Below are 17,306 nucleotides of genomic sequence, written 5' to 3'. Positions count from 1 at the left end.
GCCCACCGCGAGCGGTGAGCGCCCTTTCCAGGCCGTCCGGCCGGTCAGCGCCGGGTGGCGGCCTTCTTGGCCGGAGCCTTCTTCGCGGGCGCCTTCTTGGCGGCCGTCGTCTTCTTGGCGGCGGTGGTCTTCTTGGCGGCGGTGGTCTTCTTGGCCGCCGTGGTCTTCGCGGCCGTGGTCTTCTTGGCCGCCGTGGTCTTCTTCGCCGCGGCGGTCTTGGTCGCGGCGGCCTTCTTCGCCGGCGGGGCCTTCTTCGCCGGCGCGGCCTTCTTGGTCGCGGCGGCCTTGGCGGCCTTCGCCGCCGTGGTCTTCTTGGCGGCGGCGGCCGTGGTGGTCTTCTTCGCGGCCGCCGCCTTGGCCCCGGTGGTCTTGGCCGCGGCGGCCGCGGCGGTCTTCTTGGCGGCGGCCGTGGCCTTCGGCACCTTGCCGCCGGCCACCATCTCCTTGAAACCGGCGCCCGGGCGGAACGTCGGGACGGAGGTCTTCTTGACCTTCACCGCCTCGCCGGTCCGCGGGTTACGCGCTGTTCGGGCCCCTCGGACGCGCTTTTCGAACGCTCCGAAACCGGTGATAGCCACCTTCTCGCCCTTGGTGACCGCCGCCTGGACCTCAGCGAGGACCGCGTCGAGCGCGGCCGTCGCCGTCTTCCGGTCCCCCAGGCGAACGGCGAGCGCCTCGATGAGCTCGGCCTTGTTCACGACTTCCTCCCGATTGTGCGACTGACTCGACGCGAGCCATTCTGCGCGCACGGTATGCCCTGTGCTGCCTGGACACAAACATTCGGTGGAAAAAAGCCCTTGTGTCGTAACGGATTCGCCCCCACCGGCCGGGCCGGTGGGGGCGAAAAGCTATCTACGGTTAGGCGACCGAGGGCAGGAACGCCGGCCGGGACGCCTCGTAGGCGCTGATCTCGGCCTCGTGCCGAAGGGTGAGTCCAATGTCATCCAAGCCCTCCATCAGCCGCCAGCGGCTGTGGTCGTCGAGCGGGAAGGCCCAGGTGGCGTCCCCCGCGTGGACTTCTCGGGCGGTGAGGTCGACGGTGATCGTGGTGGTCGGGTCGGATTCCACCAGGTCCCAGAGTTCTTCCACGGCTTTCAATTCCAGCTCCACCGGCAGGAGCCCTTCCTTGAGCGCGTTGCCGCGGAAGATGTCACCGAAGCGGGGAGAGATCACGGCGCGGAAGCCCCAGTCCCGCAGCGCCCAGACGGCGTGTTCCCGGGAGGAGCCGGTACCGAACTCGGGGCCGGCGATGAGAATCGACGCACCCGAATGAGCGGGATCGTTCAGAACGAATGCCGGATCCTCCCGCCACGCGTTGAAGAGTCCGTCGGCGAAACCGGTCCGGGTCACCCGCTTGAGGTACACGGCGGGGATGATCTGGTCGGTGTCCACGTTGGAGCGACGCAGCGGCACGGCGGTGCCGGTGTGGGTGGTGAACTTGTCCATCTCTCGGCTGCCCTTCTACAGGTCGGCGGGGGCGGCCAGCCGGCCGACCACGGCGGTGGCGGCGGCAACCGGCGGGGACACCAGGTGGGTACGCCCACCCCGGCCCTGGCGGCCCTCGAAGTTGCGGTTGGAGGTCGAGGCCGAACGCTGGCCCGGCTGCAGCGTGTCGGGGTTCATCCCGAGACACATGGAGCAGCCGGCGAAACGCCACTCGGCGCCGGCGTCGGTGAAGACCTTGTCCAGGCCCTCCGCCTCGGCGGCCTCGCGGACCACGGCCGAGCCGGGGACCACCAGCATGCGTACGCCGTCGGCGACCTGGTGCCCGCGCAGCACGTCGGCGGCGGCCCGCAGGTCCTCCAGCCGGCCGTTGGTGCAGGAACCGACGAAGACCACGTCCACGGGCAGGTCACGCAGCGCGGTGCCGGGGGCGAGGTCCATGTACTCCAGGGCCCGCCGGGCGGCGACCCGCTCCGGCTCGGTGACGAACTCCTCCGGGTCGGGCACGGTCGCGCCCAGCGGCACGCCCTGCCCCGGGTTGGTGCCCCAGGTGACGAACGGGGTGATCCGGCTGGCGTCCAGGGTCACCTCGGTGTCGAAGGTCGCGCCCTGGTCGGTGGGCAGTGTCCGCCAGTGGTCGACCGCCGCGTCCCAGTCGGCCCCCTGCGGCGCGTTCGGCCGCCCCTTCAGGTACGCGAAGGTGGTCCCGTCCGGCGCGATCATGCCGGCCTTGGCGCCCCACTCGATGGACATGTTCGCGATCGTCATCCGGCCCTCCATGGAGAGGTTCCGGATCGCCTCGCCCCGGTACTCGACGATGTGGCCGCGCCCGCCACCGGTGCCCACCTGGGCGATCAGGGCGAGCACCAGGTCCTTGGCGGTGACACCCGGGGCCAACTCGCCGACCACGTTCACCGCCATGGTCTTCGGCCGGGCCTGCGGCAGCGTCTGGGTGGCCAGGACATGCTCCACCTCGCTGGTGCCGATCCCGAAGGCCAGCGCGCCGAACGCGCCGTGGGTGGCGGTGTGCGAGTCGCCGCAGACGATCGTCATGCCCGGCTGGGTGAGGCCCAGCTGCGGGCCGATCACGTGCACGATGCCCTGGTTCTCGTCGCCCAGCGGGTGCAGCCGTACGCCGAACTCGGCGCAGTTGCGGCGCAGCGTCTCGATCTGGGTGCGGGAGGTGGGGTCCGCGATGGTGAGCAGGTCGCCGCGCCGGGACCGGAACGCCGGGTCGTCGTACCCGGTCGGGGTGTTGTGGTCCTCGGTCGCGATCGTCAGGTCGGTGCGGCGCACCGGGCGACCGGCCAGGCGCAGCCCGTCGAACGCCTGCGGGCTGGTGACCTCGTGGAGCAGGTGCAGGTCGATGAAGAGCAGATCCGGCTCGCCGTCGGCGGAGCGGACGACGTGCGCGTCCCAGACCTTCTCGGCCAGGGTCCTCGGTTGAGTGACTCCCACCATCTGGACATCCTAAATTCTGGGAGGTAAATTTCGGCTTGTGGGACACAGTATGAGCGGTGTCGGCGTTCTCGACAAGGCGGTGGTCATCCTGGCCGCCTGCGTCGACGGCGCCAGCCTGGCCGAACTCGTTGAACGCACCAAGCTGCCCCGGGCCACCGCGCACCGGCTGGCACAGGCGCTGGAGATCCACCGGATGCTGGTCCGGGACACCCAGGGACGCTGGCGCCCGGGCCCCCGGCTCGGCGAGCTGGCCAACGCCGCGCCGGACGTGCTGCTGACTGCGGCCGAGCCGCTGCTCGCCGCACTGCGCGACGCCACCGGGGAGAGCGCCCAGCTCTACCTGCGCCGGGCCGACGAGCGCATCTGCGTGGCCGCCGCCGAGCGGGCCAGCGGACTGCGGGACACCGTGCCGGTCGGTTCGGTGCTGCCGATGACGGCCGGTTCCGCGGCGCAGATCCTGCTGGCCTGGGAGCCGCCGGAGGCGGTCATGCCGCTGCTGCCCCGCTCCAAGTTCACCGGCCGCACCCTGGCCGAGGTACGCCGTCGCGGCTGGTCGCAGAGCGTCGCCGAGCGGGAGGCCGGCGTGGCCAGCGTCTCCGCCCCGATCCGCGACCGCACCGGCCGGGTCATCGCCGCGATCAGCATCTCCGGCCCGATCGAGCGCCTCGGTCGACGCCCGGGCGAGCGCCACGCCATGGCGGTCGTCCGCGCCGGCCAACGCCTCTCCGGCCTCTGACCCACCCGCCTCTTCTCCCCTCCCCTGCCCTCCTCCGTCGATCAAGAGGTTCGCGTCACGGTTCCCGCGCTCCGGGACGCAAACCTCTTGATCGCCTCCGGGTGGCAGCGGGGGCACAGTGCGAGGGGGTGAGTGGGCCGGGGCGCTTGGGCGGGTTCCGGGAGGGGTGGCTCGGCGAGCGACCCCGCGCCGCGGGGTGGAGCCCTTGCCGCCCCGGCGGACGGTCCGCCACCCGGTCGAGGGCGCCCACACCGGCGACCAACGAAGAACGGCCCGCCTCGCGGGTGCGAGACGGGCCGTTCGGTGTGGTAGCCCCGACCGGATTCGAACCGGCGCTACCGCCTTGAGAGGGCGGCGTCCTGGGCCGCTAGACGACGGGGCCAGGCACTTTTCCTGCTTCACCGCCCTGACGAGCGGTGCGGCAGTATTCTATCGGCACCACGACCGGGGCCCGACGAGGGGGGTGGCCCGGCAAGGCCGCCCGATGACCCGGCCGAGGAGTCCCGGGACCCGGAGCAGCAGGGAACGCGGACATCGGGGCAGCCGTAGGCACCAAACAGCCCGCCCCACCAGGTGGGACGGGCTGCCAGCGCTTGTAGCCCCGACCGGATTCGAACCGGCGCTACCGCCTTGAGAGGGCGGCGTCCTGGGCCGCTAGACGACGGGGCCAGAACTTCCTGCTTCCCCACCCGACCGGGCGAGGAAGCTGCACTCTATCAGAGATCACTTGCCGCCCCTCTCGCGAGGAGCGGAGCGGAACTCCGCCAGAATCCAGCGTCCGGGATTCTCGCGAATCCGCGGTTGCGCTGGGGTACCAGGACTCGAACCTAGACTAACTGAACCAGAATCAGTCGGGCTGCCAATTACCCCATACCCCATTGGCCCCTTGCGGCGCCGGGAATGAACTTTACCCTCCCGGTGCCGGCAGGCCAAATCCAACCCCCCGAACCGCACTTGAACTGCGGAAACGAGGCGTCGGACGCGTCAGGCGACCGGCACCACCGGGTTGGTGAGTTCGCCGATCCCCTCGATCCGCACGGTGACCGTATCCCCGTCCGTGAGCGGGCTAACCCCCGCCGGGGTGCCGGTCAGCACCACGTCGCCGGGGAGCAACGTCATCACGTGGGAGATGTACGACACCAGGGCCGGAACGTCGAAGACCATGTCCTTGGTCCGGCCGAGCTGGCGCACCTCCATCTCCTCCGGGTTGCGACCCACCTCACAGCGGACCTCCAGGTCGGAGACGTCCAGCCCGGTGGTGATCCACGGCCCGATCGGGCAGAACGAGTCGAAGCCCTTGGCCCTGGTCCACTGCCCGTCGGAGCGCTGGAGGTCCCGCGCGGTGACGTCGTTGGCGCAGGTGTAGCCGAAGATGGCCCGCTCGGCGGCGGCCCGGTCGGCCCGACGCGCGCCCGGGGCGCCGATCACCACGGCCAGCTCCGCCTCGTGCTCGACCTGCTTGGAGAAGACCGGCAGCCGGATCGCGTCCCGGGGACCGATCACCGAGGTGGAGGGCTTGAGGAAGAGCAGCGGCTCCTTGGGCACCTCGCTGCCGTGCTCGGCGGCGTGCTCGGCGTAGTTGCGGCCGACACAGACCACCTTGCTCGGCAGGATCGGCGAGAGCAGCCGGACGTCGGAGAGCGCCCAGCGGGCACCGGAGAACTGGATCTGGCCGAACGGGTGCCCCTCGATCTCGGCGATGGTCAGGCCCTGCGGCCCGGCCTCCGACTCGCCCTCGACGACCCCGAACGACATTCCCTTGGCATGAGCGAAACGAGCGATACGCACCCGGCCAATCTATCCCCGGCCACGCCCGACGCGGTGGCGACCCGACGGCCGCGGACACCGCGAGCCGACCCCGCCGGGCGTCGGACGCGCGAAGGGTACGCCGGCCCGCGCCGGCCGGGGCGGGAATGCCGACTTCGTACCCGCCCGGCGGGCCGGGGCCCATAGCTTCGGGTCCGGAGGTTCGTTCGTATGCCTGCATCGAGACGACACCACAGGGCCCTGGCCGTGTTCGTGAACTGCCTGGGCGTCCTCGCCGCCGTACCGGCGCTGCCGCCGGCGGCTCCCCGGGCGGTGGCCGCACCCGCGCACCCGGCACCCGCGGCTCCGGCCGCGCCGGCGCAGCGCGCCACCCCGATCCCGACCGGCGTGCCGGCGGCCCCGCCCGCGGTGGCCCCGACGAAGGCGGCGCCGATCCAGATGTCGACGCCGCCGGTCACCGTGGCGGTGACCTCGGTGAACACCCCGACGCCCGGCTACCGGATCGCGGTGCGCAACGCCGGGAGCAGCATGGTCGAGACGACCGTGCGGCAGGAGCTGCCCACCGGGTCCCGGGCGACCACCGTGACCGGCGGGGGCCACGCCACCGTCCCGATCGGTTCGAGCGGGGCCAACGAGGTGACCTGGCGGCTGCGGCTGCCGGCGCACAGCACCACGACGTTGCACACCGCGCTCAACACGACCACCGGCGGACGGTCGGTCACCGCGCCCGCCTGCGTCTACGGCACCGACGGCACCCGGGCGTACGACTGCGCCACGGCGACCTGGACGGGGCCGGCCGTGGCTCCGGCGACGAAGGTGACGGCGGCGCCCACCTGGCGACGCCCGCCGGTGCTGCTGGCCGCGCTGGTCGTGGCCCTGGTGATCGTCGGCGGCGGGCTCTGGGCGTGGTGGCGCCGCCGCCGGCGGCGGGCCCGGCTGGCGCCGGGCGGTCCGGCGGGCGCCGGCGCCCCCGTCCACCCGGGCGGCCCGGCGGACCGGGGCGGCGTCTACCCGCGCCCGGCCATGCCCGCGGTGGCCGCCGGGCGGCGCAAGCCGCCGGTCTGGCTGATGGTCGGGGTGGCGGCGGCGGTGCTGGCCGGCGTGGTCGGCGCGGCCGGGTGGACCGCCAGCCAGCGGGTCGCCGCGATCGACACCGCCAAGCAACCGACCAGCGGCGCGTGGATGGGCAAGAGCGTCTCCGGGACGCTGGGGGTCCCGCTGCGCGAGACCGCGTTCGAGTTCACCGTCTACCGGATGGCCTGCGGCGCCGCGAGCCTGCCGGTGATGAAGCCGGGCGACCGGCAGTGCCTGGCCACGGTCGGGGTGCGCAACCTCACCCCGGGCGAGCAGACCTGGCACGGCCAGTTGCAACGCGCCTATCTGCCGGGAGGCAACTGGGTGTCCGCCGACGAGGACGCCACCCGGGTGGCCAACCTGGGCCAGGACGTCTTCGCCAAACCCGTCGCCGCGGGCAGCCGGGTGCTCCTGCCGCTGGTCTTCACCGTGCACGGCACCGACCCGCCGAAGCAGTTGGAGCTGCGCAGCGGGGTCTTCTCCGCCGGGGTCCGGGTGGACGTGGCCTGACCGGGGGGTCGGGCGGCGGTCGTACCCTGGGGTCCGTGACCGCCGCCCTCGCCCCCACCGCCGCCCTCGACGCGGCCGACTGGCAGGCCCGGCGCCGGGCCCACGAGGAGCGGGTGGACGCCTGGCTGACCCCGCACCTGGCCCGCCGCCGGTCCGGGGTGAAGCACCCGGTGGAGGACTTCCTCTTCACCTACTACTCGCACCGCCCGGCCCAGCTGCGCCGCTGGCACCCGGGCGCGGGGGTGGTGCTGCGCGAGGCGGACCCGGCCGGGTTCGGCCCGGAGTACGCCGTCACCGCCGCCGGGCTCACCCTCGACACGGGTCGGGTACGCGCCCGCCGCGCCGATTCGATCCGCTGGATCCGTACGCTGCTCGCGGCGACCGCCGCCCGCCCGGCCCACCTCGGCTGCTTCGGCGTGCACGAGTGGGCGATGGTCTACCGGCAGACCCAGGACGAGGTACGCCACAACGCCTGGCCGCTGCGGCTCAGCCCGCAGGCCACCGCCGCGGTGGTCGAGGAGCGGGGCGTGCGGTGCAGCCACTTCGACGCGTTCCGGTTCTTCACCGCGCCGGCCCGGCCGCTGAACCTGCTCACCCCGACCCGGGAGAGCCAGCACGCGCTGGAGCAGCCGGGCTGCCTGCACGCCAACATGGACCTCTACAAGCTTTCCTACAAGCTCTCGCCCCTGGTCCCCTCGGAACTCGTGGCCGACTGCTTCGAGCTGGCGAGAGAGATCCGGACCCTGGACATGCGCGCCTCTCCGTACGACCTCGCCGCACTGGGCTACTCGCCCGTCAGGATCGAAACCGTCGAGGGCCGGCACGAGTACGTGCAGGCGCAGCGGTCGTTCGCGGAGCGGGCTGCTCCGCTGCGCACGCGTCTGATGGTGGAGTGCGATCGGTTCCTCGCCGCCTCGGACGGCTGACCAACGTTCCCAGTCACCGCGGCGATCGGATCCGCCGGCGGGGCCAGCAGCCCTGGCGGCCTGTTCGACCTTCGCGCAGTGGGCTGCGCGGGCAGCGTCATCGACCGCTTCCTAGCCGGGCGCCGGACGGACTCAGCCCGCCGGGTGGCCCCGGTGCCGTGCCCACTCCGGGGCGAGGATCGACATGACCGTGGCGTCCACCCAGTCGTCGCCGTCCCGCAGCACCTGGCGTTCGGTGCCCTCGGCGACGAAGCCGACCTTCTCGTACACCCGGCGGGCGCGCGGATTGAACGCGAACACGTGCAGCCCGATCCGATGCAGGCCGAGCTGCTCGAAGCCGTACCCGACGACGAGCCGGACCGCCTCGGTGCCGAGCCCGCGGCCCCGGCCGGCGGGGCCGATGAGGGTGCGGAAGGTGCAGTTGTCGTTGTGCCGGTCCCACTCGTAGAGGACCACCTCGCCGACGCACTCCCCGGTCGCCCGATCCACCACCGCCAGGTCCAGCCGGTCGGTCTGGGCACTGCGGCTGCCGTACCAGTCGCGGAGCCGGTCCAGGTCGAACCGTTCCTGCGGCGGGCTGCCGGTCAGCCGGATCACTTCCGGGTCGGCCAGGATGACCTGGAAGGCGGCAGCGTCGTCGACGGTGAACGGGCGCAGCACCACCCGCTCGCCGGTGAGGGTGGGCTTGATCGAGAAGTCGGTCGGCACGCGGCGGATTGTCCGGCGTGAGGATCCGCCGGCCCAAACCGTTTTCGCCCGGTCGGCCGGCCGCGTTGCGCCCGATCACCGGTGAACAACCCCCGGGCGTTGGCAGAGTGACGTGGTGGGCGACGCCCGTCGAATCCAGTTGGCCGGCACCGAGGGTGCCGTCAGCCGGCTGGAACTGTTCCTCGACCTGATCTTCGTCTTCGCCTTCCTCAACGTCACGGGAGTGACCGCCGAGCAGCTGAACGCCGCGGGGTTGCCGCGGGGTCTGCTGCTGCTGGTGCTGCTCTGGTGGTGCTGGGCGCCGTTCGCCTGGCTCGGCAACTCCGTCCGGCTGTACCGGGGCGTCATGCCGGTGGTGATGTTCGGTCTCAGCGCGGCACTGTTCGTGATGGCCCTGACCGTGCGGGAGGCGTTCCTCGACCGCCCCGGGGGGCTGCCCGGGCCGGTCGTGTTCGCGCTCGGTTACCTGGCTGTCCGGACCACCGTCCTCGCGGTCGGCACGCTGGCCGGCACCAACGGGCAGGGCCGGCGGCTGTTCCGCCAGGCCTGGCCACCGGTGCTGGCCGCCGCCCTCTTCCTGCTGGCCGCCGCGCTGGTGCCCGGCTGGATCGAGGACCCGGTGGTCCGGGAGTGGATCCGCTTCGCGCTGGTCGCCTGCACGGTTGTCGTCGAGTACGGCGCGGCGCTGCTGATCGGGTCGGAGCTCTGGCGGATCGGCTCGAGCCGGTACTGGGCGGAGCGGCACAGTCTCATCATCCTGATCGGGTTCGGCGAGACGATCATCTCGGTGGGGCTCAGCCAGGGCGCCGCCGTCGCGCAGCCGCTGACCCCGGTGGTGCTGGTCGGGGCACTGCTCGGGGTGGCGCTGGCCGGCGCGCTCTGGTGGACGTACTTCGACGTGGCCCGGTTCGCGGGAGAGCAGGCGCTGGGGCAGGTTTCCGGGGAACGCCGCAGCCGGCTCGGCCGGGACGCGTACAGCCTGCTGCACCTGCCGATGATGGCCGGTCTGATCCTGGTGGCGCTCGGGCTCAAGAAGGTGCTCGGGGACCTGCGCGTACACACCGACAGCGAGACCACCACGCCGGGCTTCGAGTCGCTGGTGCTCTACGGCGGGGTGGCGCTCTACCTGGTAGGGCTGATCCTCTTCGAGATCCGTACGCTGCGCCTGCTGGGTCGGTCGCCGGTGCTGGGTCTCCTGCTGGTGGCGCTGCTCGCCCCGCTCGCCCCGCACCTACCGGTGCTGGTCCAGCTGGCCCTGCTCACCGCGGCGGTGGGCGCGATGGCGCTGGCGGACGTGACCGTCTTCCGGACGCGGCACCGGCGACTGCACGCGCAGATCGCCCCGGCCCACGAGCACGCCCGGGTCACGCCGAAGGAACTCTTTTTCGACCTCGTCTTCGTCTACGCGTTCCTGCAGGTGGCCGCGTTGATGTCCGACGACCCCACCGGGACCGGCCTGGCCCGGGGGCTGCTCGTGCTCACCATCCTCTGGCTGGCCTGGTGCGGGTACGCCTGGCTGGCCGCCGTGGTCCGCTCGGAGAGTCCCGTGGTGCGTCTGGTCATGGTCCTGGTGGTCGCGCTGACCGCACTGATCGCCCTGGCCAGCCCGCAGGCGTTCGCCGACGCGCTCGGCGGTCTCCCCGGGCCGCTGGTCTTCGTGGCCTGCTACGCGGCCATCCGCCTGCTCCACCTGGCCTCGTTCGGGCTGGTGGCGTGGCAGGACCCGGGCTGGCGGACGCCGCCGGTGGCCACCGCCCTGCCGACGCTGATCGCGCTCGCCCTGCTGCTGGCCGCCGGGCTGGTGCGCCCGCCGGTCACCGACCTCCACCGGCTCACCCCGGTGCAGGTCGCGCTCTGGCTGCTGGCCATCGCGGTCGACTTCGGCGGGAACGCCCGGATCGGTCTGCGCCACCTGCGGATCGGCTCTGCCGAGCACTGGACCGACCGGTACTCCCTGATCATCATCATCGGGCTCGGCGAGGCGGTGATCTCGATGGGCTCCGCGGTGCTCTACACGCCGATCTCGGCCCGGATCATCGTGGCGGCGTTCCTGGGCACCGCCCTGCTGGCGAGCCTGTGGTGGGTCTACTTCGGCTGGGGCAGCGCGGAGGGGGAGCGGGTTCTGGCCGCAGCGCGGGGCGAGCGGCGTACCCGGCTGGCCCGCGACGCGTACACCTGGCTGCACCTGCCGATGGTCGCCGGGATCGTGCTGGTCTCGCTCGGCCTGCGCAAGACCATTTCGGCGTTGGGCAATCGGGGCTTCTTCGAGTTCGGGCCGCCGCCGTACCCGGTGGGCCATGTGGCGCTCTTCGGCGGCGTGCTGCTCTACCTGCTCGGCGACCTGGCGTTCCGGCGGCGGCTGACCGGGCGGTACCGGCCGGCCCGGGTGGTGCGGGCGCTGGTGGTCGCGGCTCTGCTGCCGCTGACCGGCTCGCTTGCGGCGCTGCTCGCGCTGGCCCTGCTCACCACGGTCTGCCTGGCCTTCACCGTGTTCGAGGTGGTACGCGGCCACGTGCCGGCCGGCACCGGGCCGGTGACCGCCCGCTGAACGCGCGGTGGCCGATCAGTCCCCGTCCACCCGGCGGTCGCGCTTGCGTTGGGACCGGCGCTTCTTCTCGGCCAGCCGGCGTTCCTTGGCGGCGCGCGAGGGCCGGGTCGGGCGGCGCGGCTTCGGCGGCGGGGCGACCGCCTCGCGCAGCAGTGCGGCCATCCGGTCGCGGGCCGCCTCCCGGTTGGCCAGCTGCGCCCGGTGTTCGCTGGCGGCGACGGTGAGCACGCCGTCGACCAGCCGGTTGGCGAGCCGGTCGAGGGCCCGGGCGCGCAGCGTCTCGGGCACGCTGGGCGAGCCGGCCAGGTCGAAACTGAGCTCGACCCGGGAGTCGGCGGTGTTGACCCCCTGCCCGCCCGGCCCCGACGAGCGGGAGAACCGCTCCCGCAGCTCGGCGGCGGGGACCACGAGCCGGTCGGTCACCCGCAGTCCGTCGTCCACGTCCCGAGGCTAGCGCCCCGGCCGGAGGCTCGGGGTGGGGGTCACGGTCCCGGTCGGGGTGGGCGCCGGACCGGCCCGCTCGTGGTCTGAGCCGGCTGCCGCGTACGCGGCCGCGCCGACCAGCAGCAGAGCGATCACGCCGACCTTGACGACCACCGCGCGGATCGCCACCCAGGCGTTCCGCCGGGCGCCGGGGACGGTGCTCCGGATCGTGCGGTAGTCCGTCCAGCCGCGCTTGGCACGGGCGTACGCCGCGCCGACACCGGCGCCGATGATCAGGCCCACGACGAGGAGGGCCGCGATTACAGCTTGCTCCACTCACGCCAGTATCCATACTCAGCGTAATATTTCCATGGCCCGATGGCCTCGGGGCGGATATCCGACAGTTCCTGTCCCGCGACCGCCGGCCTGAACTTCCGCAGCTCAGCCGCCCCGCCCGATGATGGTGTCGGCGGTCTGCTGGACCTGGTCGATCGGAATGGCGAAGCCGATGCCGATCGAGCCGCTGCCGTCGATGGTGGCGATGGCCGTGTTCACCCCGACCACCTCACCCCGGGCGTTGACCAGCGGCCCACCCGAGTTGCCCGGGTTGATCGAGGCGTCGGTCTGCACCGCGGTGTGCCGGCCGCTGCCGATGCGTACCTGCCGGTTGAGCGCGCTGACGATACCGGCGGTGACGGTGCCGGCGAGGCCGAGCGGCGAGCCGACCGCCAGCACCGGCTCCCCCACCCGGGTGGAGTTCGGCTTGGCCAGCGGCAGCGGCGGCAGTCCCGCCGACGCCGGCACCTTGAGCACCGCCAGGTCGCTGCTCGGTTCCCGGCCGACCACCTGGGCGGTGAACCGGCGGCCGTCCGCGGTCTCCACGGTCACCGGCCCGGAGCCGCCCCGGGACAGGATGTGGTCGTTGGTGACGATGTGCTGCTCGTGGTCGATGGCGAAGCCGGAGCCGGTGGCCGAGGCGCCCGAGGTGCCGCCGACCATCACCGAGACCACGCCGGGCACGGTCTTCTCGGCGGCGGTGGTCAGCTCCGCCGGCACCGGCGCCGCGGACGCCGCGGCCGGGCCGGGCGCGTCGCGGCCCGCCACCCAGCTGCCGGCCGCCGCACCGGAGACGGTGGAAAGGGCCACCACCGCCAGCGCGGTCAGCATCCGCCCGCGCCACCCCCCGCCGCCCGGGCCGCGCTGCGATCCGGGTACGTCCCACCGCCCGCGCCCGTCCGGGCCCAGCTCCGGCGAGACGAACCACGGGCCGCGCGGCTCGCCGAGTCCGGTCTGCACTGCCATACCTGGCTCCTCACGTGTCGTGCCGTCCTGCCGTTGGGGTGCCGCGGTTCAGGGCAGCCGGGAGAACCACCGCAGTGATCCGGCGGCCGCGCCCATGGCGAAGACCAGCCCCAGGCCGATGAAACGGGCGGAGATGTCCTGCCGTTCCTTCCGATAGCCGACCGACGTGCCGATGTCCTCGTAGACGTCCCGCAGCTCGGCGCTGCTGGTCGCCTCGTGGAAGCCGCCCCCGGTCTCCTCGGCCACCGCCTTGAGGGTCTGGCCGTCGACCGGCACCTGGATCGCCCGTCCGCCCCGGTCGACGAAGCCGGACGGCGTACCGAACGAGATGGCGTGCACCGGGACCTTGGCCGCCACCGCCTGGGCGGCGGCCTCCATCGGATCCATCCCGGAGGTGTTCGCCCCGTCGGAGAGGACGATGATCCGGGCCGGCGGCGGATCCTTGGCGGCCTTGGCGTCCAGGCTCTTCACCGCGCCGAGGGAGGTGCTGATCGCCTCTCCGATCGCAGTGCCCTGGACGCCGGTGACCCCTTCGGCCAGCCGGCCGATCCCCTCGTGCAGCGCGTCCCGGTCGGTGCTCGGCGGCACCAGCACCGCCGCGCTGCCGGCGAAGGCGACCAGGCCCACGTTGAACTCGTCCGGGAGGCCGTCGACGAACCGGCGGGCGGCCTCCTTGGCGGCGGTCAGCCGGTCCGGGTCGACGTCGCTGGCGAGCATCGAGGTGGAGACGTCCACGGCCACCATCACGGTGGCCCGTTCCCGGGGCACCCGCACCTCCGCGCTGGGCCGGGCGAAGCCGACCACCAGCAGCGCGAGCATGGCGAGGAAGAGGCCCGCCGGCACGTGCCGGCGCCAGGCCGGCCGCTGCGGTGCGACCCGGTCCAGCAGGCGCAGGTTGGTGAAGCGAACCGCGTACCGGCTCTGCCGGCGCTGCATCATCAGGTAGCCGACGACGAGCGCGGCCACCCCGAGCAGCAGCCACAGCCGGCCGGGCGACTGCCAGTTCACGCGGCACCTCCCCGGGTCGCGGCCGGTGCGGCGGCCAGCCGGCGCTGGGTGTGCACGTGCCGCACGATGTCGGCGCTCCAGTCCCGGTCGGTCCGCAGCGCCAGGTGGGTGGCGCCGGACCGGCGCAGCGCCTGGCGTACCTGGTCGCGCTGGGCGGCGGCGGCCTCCGCGTACCGCGCGCGCAGGTTCCGGTCGCCAGTCCACACCTCGCGACGCCGGCCGGTCTCCGGGTCGACCAGGGTGATCAGGCCGACGTCCGGCAGTTCGAGTTCGCGTGGGTCGGTCACCTCGACGGCGAGCACCTGGTGCCGGACGGCGAGCCGGCGCAGCAGGGCCTCCCAGGGCGGGCCGGCGGCCGGGTCGTCGGGCAGGGCGTCGAGGAAGTCGGAGACGATCACCAGCAGGCCCCGGCGGGTGGCCATCCGCTGCATGCCGGCCAGCCCGTCCGCCAGCGTCGGCGCGGAGCCGCCGTCGTACCCGCCGGCCGCCGGCGCCAGCCCCGGCTCGCGGTCGCGGCGCGGCGTAGGACGCGCCGAGCCGGCGCCGTCGGAGCGGCGTGGCGTCGGATGCGCCGCGTCGGAGTCGTCGTAGCGGGGCGCGGTCAGCAGGGCGCGGAGCAGGCCGAGCAGGTGGGTGCGGCCGCTCCGGGCCGGGAACCGGCGTACCCCGTCCAGGGCGAGCACCTGCGCGCCGAGGCGGTTGCCGACGCCGGCGGTGAGGAACCCGACCGCCGCCACGGCGGCCACGGCCAGCTCGCGTTTGTCCAGCGTGGCCGTGCCGTACTCCATGCTGGGGCTGGCGTCGACCAGCAGCCAGGTGGTCAGCTCCCGGTCGGCGTCGACCTCCCGGACGTGCGGGACGGTGGTCCGGGCGGTGACCGCCCAGTCCATCCGGCGTACCTCGTCCTCGCCGGGTCGGTACTCCCGGCTGCCGGCAGCCTCGCTCCCGGGCCCCGGCAGCAGGCCCCGGTACTGGCCGTGCAGCAGCCCGTCGAGCCGGCGGGTGACGGTCAGCTCCAGCCGGCGCAGCCGCTGGTCGGGGGTGAGGTCCATCAGGGTCGGCTCGGGCTGGACGGGTGGCACCCGGCGCCTCATGCCGCCGCCAGGTCGGCCGCCGTCTCCGGGGGGCCGTGGACGACCCGGGGTGGCGGCACCGCCTCGATCAGCCGGTGGACCACCGCCTCGGCGGAGACGCCGTCGGCCACCGCGTCGAAGGAGAGCACCAGCCGGTGGGCGAGCACGTCGACGGCCAGGTCCCGGACGTCCTCGGGCAGCACGTACTCCCGGCCCCGGATCAGCGCCTGGGCGCGGGCGGCGGCGACCAGGCCGAGGGTGGCCCGGGGGCTCGCCCCGTACGCGAGCAGCGGCGCCATCTCGGGCAGCCCGAAGCGGCCGGGGTCGCGGGTGGCGAAAATGAGCCGGACCACGTACTCGGCCAGGGCGTGGTGGACGAAGATCTGGCTGGCCCGGCGCTGGAGGTCCCGCAGCCGCACCGGGTCGAGCACCTGTCGCGGCGTCGGCCGGTCGGCGCTCATCCGGTAGAGGATGGCCAGCTCGTCGGCGTCGCTCGGGTAGTCGACCACGATCTTCATGAGGAACCGGTCGCGCTGCGCCTCGGGCAGCTGGTAGACGCCCTCGGACTCGATCGGGTTCTGGGTGGCGAGCACCAGGAACGGGTCGGGCACGGCCCAGCTCCGGCCGCCGATGGAGACCTGCCGCTCGGCCATCGCCTCCAGCAGCGCCGACTGCACCTTCGCCGGGGCGCGATTGATTTCGTCGGCGAGCACCAGATTCGCCATGACCGGCCCGAGCTCGACGTCGAAGCTCTCGGTGGAGGCCCGGTAGATCCGGGTGCCGACGATGTCCGAGGGGACCAGGTCGGGGGTGAACTGGATCCGGGAGAAGGTGCCGCCGACGACGGTGGCGAGGGTATGCGCCGCGAGGGTCTTCGCCACCCCCGGCACGCCCTCCAGCAGGCAGTGTCCGTCGGCGACCAGGGCGGTCAGCAGGCGTTCGACGAGCCGATCCTGCCCGACGATCACGCGTTTGACCTCGAAGAGGGTCTGTTCCAGCTCGACGCCGCTCGCGTCGGCATCGGCCGGGCTGGGCACGCTGGCCAGGGTGTCCGAGATGTCCGTCACGGTGCTTGCTTCCCGTGCCGGAGGTCGGACAAACGTCGGATTATCAGCCCCTCCGCGACCCATCCCGGACGAGATCGGGACGACTCCCTCGGCCGGGTCGCAACGGCACGGCTGATACGTGAGGACCCAGGCCGGCCCGGACGGCACCGGCCCCCGCCACGGCGGGGGCCGAAAGATGAATTATCGGCGATTCGCGAAATTGCCTCAGGGCATCGCGCCGGGCACCCGGCCGGTACGGTGACGGCCGTGACGGGGGTAGTGCGCGAGGGGCGGACGACGGGTCGGGCGGCCCGGATCGCTACGGTGGCCTGCTGGCTGGCCGTGGTGCCGGCAGCCGCTTGGGCCGTGCTGCGGCTGGCCGGGCTGGAGCGGGGGCCGTTGGTGCAGGCGGTCGCCTTCACGCCGTACGTCGCGGCCGGTGCGCTGGCACCGCTGGCGCTGGCGCTCGCCCTGCGCCGCCGCACCCCGGCGGTGGTCGCGGCGGTCACCGCGCTGACGCTGCTCGGTGCGGTGGCGCCCCGCGCCGTCCGGGCCGACCAGCCGCCGGCCGACGGCCCCACCCTGCGCCTGCTCACCGCCAACCTGCTGCTTGGCGGCGCCGACCCGGCCGCGCTGGTCGGCCTGGTCCGCACTCGACGGGTCGACGTGCTGGCCGTGCAGGAGTTCACCCCCGGCATCGCCACCGAGCTGGACCGGCTCGGGCTGGCCACCCTGCTGCCCTTCCGGGAGCTGCACCCGGAGCCCGGCGCCGGCGGCTCCGCCCTCTACGCGCGCCACCCGCTCAGCGCGACGGGCGTCCGGCGCAACAACGGCTTCGCCTTCCTCCAGGCGTACGGGACCCTCGCCGTGCCGGGCGCGCCACCCCTGCGGGTGGAGTCGGCGCACCCGGCCTCCCCGTACGCCGTCGCGGTGGTCCCGGACTGGTGGACCGACCTGCGGGCGCAGCCACCCGCCACCCCGCGCGGGCAGCTCAGCGTGCTGGCCGGGGACTTCAACGCCACCCTCGACCACGCGCCGCTGCGCGACCTGATCGCCACCGGTTACGTCGACGCGGCGGACGCGGCCGGCGCGGGGCTCGCCGGCACCTGGGGCCCGTACGACGGCGACCGCATCCCGCCGGTCACCATCGACCACGTGCTGGCCGATCGGCGCATCGCGGTCCGCGCGGTCGAGGTGCACCCGCTCCCGGGCAGCGACCACCGCGCCGTCCTCGCCGAGCTGCGCCTGCCGGCCGCGCGCTGAGCGCGCCGGCCGACCCAC

General features: G+C 73.6%; 16 protein-coding genes and 3 tRNA genes. 5 read left to right on the top strand and 14 right to left on the bottom strand.

What is annotated here, in order from left to right; genetic code table 11:
* Window positions 1-44: 44 nt before the first annotated feature.
* From ACZ6S5_RS06415 to leuC, 3 genes are all read right to left on the bottom strand, one after another.
* Entirely contained in the window at window positions 45-698 is a 654-nt protein-coding gene (locus ACZ6S5_RS06415) for an HU family DNA-binding protein (protein ID WP_465998365.1), read from the bottom strand.
* Between the two features lie 160 nt (window positions 699-858).
* A complete protein-coding gene (gene leuD, locus ACZ6S5_RS06410; RefSeq protein ID WP_465998363.1) occupies window positions 859-1,446 on the bottom strand; it encodes a 3-isopropylmalate dehydratase small subunit in 588 nt (195 codons plus the stop codon).
* A 15-nt stretch (window positions 1,447-1,461) separates the two neighbouring features.
* On the bottom strand, window positions 1,462-2,904 hold the full coding sequence (gene leuC / locus ACZ6S5_RS06405; RefSeq protein ID WP_465998361.1) for a 3-isopropylmalate dehydratase large subunit: 1,443 nt from the start codon (window positions 2,902-2,904) through the stop codon (window positions 1,462-1,464).
* Window positions 2,905-2,953: 49 nt separating this feature from the next.
* Here leuC and ACZ6S5_RS06400 point away from each other — a divergent pair, with 49 nt between their 5' ends.
* Window positions 2,954-3,640, top strand: a complete 687-nt coding sequence (locus ACZ6S5_RS06400; protein WP_130322559.1) for an IclR family transcriptional regulator — start codon at window positions 2,954-2,956, stop codon at window positions 3,638-3,640.
* Between the two features lie 306 nt (window positions 3,641-3,946).
* On the opposite strand, the gene ACZ6S5_RS06395 is transcribed toward ACZ6S5_RS06400, so the two are convergent.
* The 4 genes from ACZ6S5_RS06395 to ACZ6S5_RS06380 form a co-directional block, all read right to left on the bottom strand.
* Window positions 3,947-4,022: transfer RNA gene (locus ACZ6S5_RS06395), tRNA-Glu, on the bottom strand.
* 214 nt (window positions 4,023-4,236) lie between these two features.
* Window positions 4,237-4,309, bottom strand: a tRNA-Glu gene (locus tag ACZ6S5_RS06390).
* 137 nt (window positions 4,310-4,446) lie between these two features.
* Window positions 4,447-4,518: transfer RNA gene (locus ACZ6S5_RS06385), tRNA-Gln, on the bottom strand.
* Between the two features lie 106 nt (window positions 4,519-4,624).
* Window positions 4,625-5,428 (bottom strand): fumarylacetoacetate hydrolase family protein, encoded by an 804-nt coding sequence (locus ACZ6S5_RS06380; RefSeq protein WP_212837605.1) that lies wholly within the window; start codon window positions 5,426-5,428, stop codon window positions 4,625-4,627.
* A 189-nt stretch (window positions 5,429-5,617) separates the two neighbouring features.
* On the opposite strand from ACZ6S5_RS06380, the gene ACZ6S5_RS06375 reads away from it, so the two are divergent.
* Together ACZ6S5_RS06375 and ACZ6S5_RS06370 are read left to right on the top strand one after the other, a co-directional pair.
* Window positions 5,618-6,991, top strand: coding sequence for a hypothetical protein (locus ACZ6S5_RS06375; protein ID WP_465998359.1), 1,374 nt, complete (start codon window positions 5,618-5,620; stop codon window positions 6,989-6,991).
* Between the two features lie 35 nt (window positions 6,992-7,026).
* Window positions 7,027-7,917 (top strand): 3-methyladenine DNA glycosylase, encoded by an 891-nt coding sequence (locus ACZ6S5_RS06370; protein ID WP_465998357.1) that lies wholly within the window; start codon window positions 7,027-7,029, stop codon window positions 7,915-7,917.
* A 132-nt stretch (window positions 7,918-8,049) separates the two neighbouring features.
* Here ACZ6S5_RS06370 and ACZ6S5_RS06365 read toward each other — a convergent pair whose 3' ends face one another.
* The gene (locus tag ACZ6S5_RS06365; RefSeq protein ID WP_465998355.1) at window positions 8,050-8,625 is read right to left on the bottom strand and encodes a GNAT family N-acetyltransferase; all 576 of its coding nucleotides are present in this window, start codon (window positions 8,623-8,625) and stop codon (window positions 8,050-8,052) included.
* Between the two features lie 115 nt (window positions 8,626-8,740).
* On the opposite strand from ACZ6S5_RS06365, the gene ACZ6S5_RS06360 reads away from it, so the two are divergent.
* Window positions 8,741-11,173: a low temperature requirement protein A gene (locus ACZ6S5_RS06360; RefSeq protein ID WP_465998353.1), complete on the top strand. Its 2,433-nt coding sequence runs from the start codon at window positions 8,741-8,743 to the stop codon at window positions 11,171-11,173.
* A gap of 15 nt (window positions 11,174-11,188) precedes the next feature.
* Here ACZ6S5_RS06360 and arfB read toward each other — a convergent pair whose 3' ends face one another.
* From arfB to ACZ6S5_RS06330, 6 genes are all read right to left on the bottom strand, one after another.
* Window positions 11,189-11,614, bottom strand: a complete 426-nt coding sequence (arfB, locus tag ACZ6S5_RS06355) for an alternative ribosome rescue aminoacyl-tRNA hydrolase ArfB (RefSeq protein WP_465998351.1) — start codon at window positions 11,612-11,614, stop codon at window positions 11,189-11,191.
* A gap of 9 nt (window positions 11,615-11,623) precedes the next feature.
* Window positions 11,624-11,932 (bottom strand): hypothetical protein, encoded by a 309-nt coding sequence (locus tag ACZ6S5_RS06350; protein ID WP_465998350.1) that lies wholly within the window; start codon window positions 11,930-11,932, stop codon window positions 11,624-11,626.
* Between the two features lie 105 nt (window positions 11,933-12,037).
* Complete coding sequence (locus tag ACZ6S5_RS06345) at window positions 12,038-12,898, bottom strand: S1C family serine protease (RefSeq protein ID WP_465998348.1); 861 nt, start codon at window positions 12,896-12,898, stop codon at window positions 12,038-12,040.
* Window positions 12,899-12,946: 48 nt separating this feature from the next.
* On the bottom strand, window positions 12,947-13,906 hold the full coding sequence (locus ACZ6S5_RS06340) for a VWA domain-containing protein (protein ID WP_465998346.1): 960 nt from the start codon (window positions 13,904-13,906) through the stop codon (window positions 12,947-12,949).
* The gene (locus tag ACZ6S5_RS06335; protein WP_465998344.1) at window positions 13,903-15,000 is read right to left on the bottom strand and encodes a DUF58 domain-containing protein; all 1,098 of its coding nucleotides are present in this window, start codon (window positions 14,998-15,000) and stop codon (window positions 13,903-13,905) included. Before ACZ6S5_RS06335 ends, ACZ6S5_RS06340 begins: the two co-directional genes overlap by 4 nt.
* Window positions 14,997-16,046: an AAA family ATPase gene (locus ACZ6S5_RS06330; protein WP_465998342.1), complete on the bottom strand. Its 1,050-nt coding sequence runs from the start codon at window positions 16,044-16,046 to the stop codon at window positions 14,997-14,999. The genes ACZ6S5_RS06335 and ACZ6S5_RS06330 overlap by 4 nt, the downstream gene beginning before the upstream one ends.
* A gap of 303 nt (window positions 16,047-16,349) precedes the next feature.
* Here ACZ6S5_RS06330 and ACZ6S5_RS06325 point away from each other — a divergent pair, with 303 nt between their 5' ends.
* Complete coding sequence (locus ACZ6S5_RS06325; protein WP_465998673.1) at window positions 16,350-17,288, top strand: endonuclease/exonuclease/phosphatase family protein; 939 nt, start codon at window positions 16,350-16,352, stop codon at window positions 17,286-17,288.
* Window positions 17,289-17,306 lie beyond the last annotated feature (18 nt).

Source organism: Micromonospora sp. NPDC051924, assembly GCF_055586005.1.
This window is presented reverse-complemented; position numbering and strand designations above follow the sequence as displayed.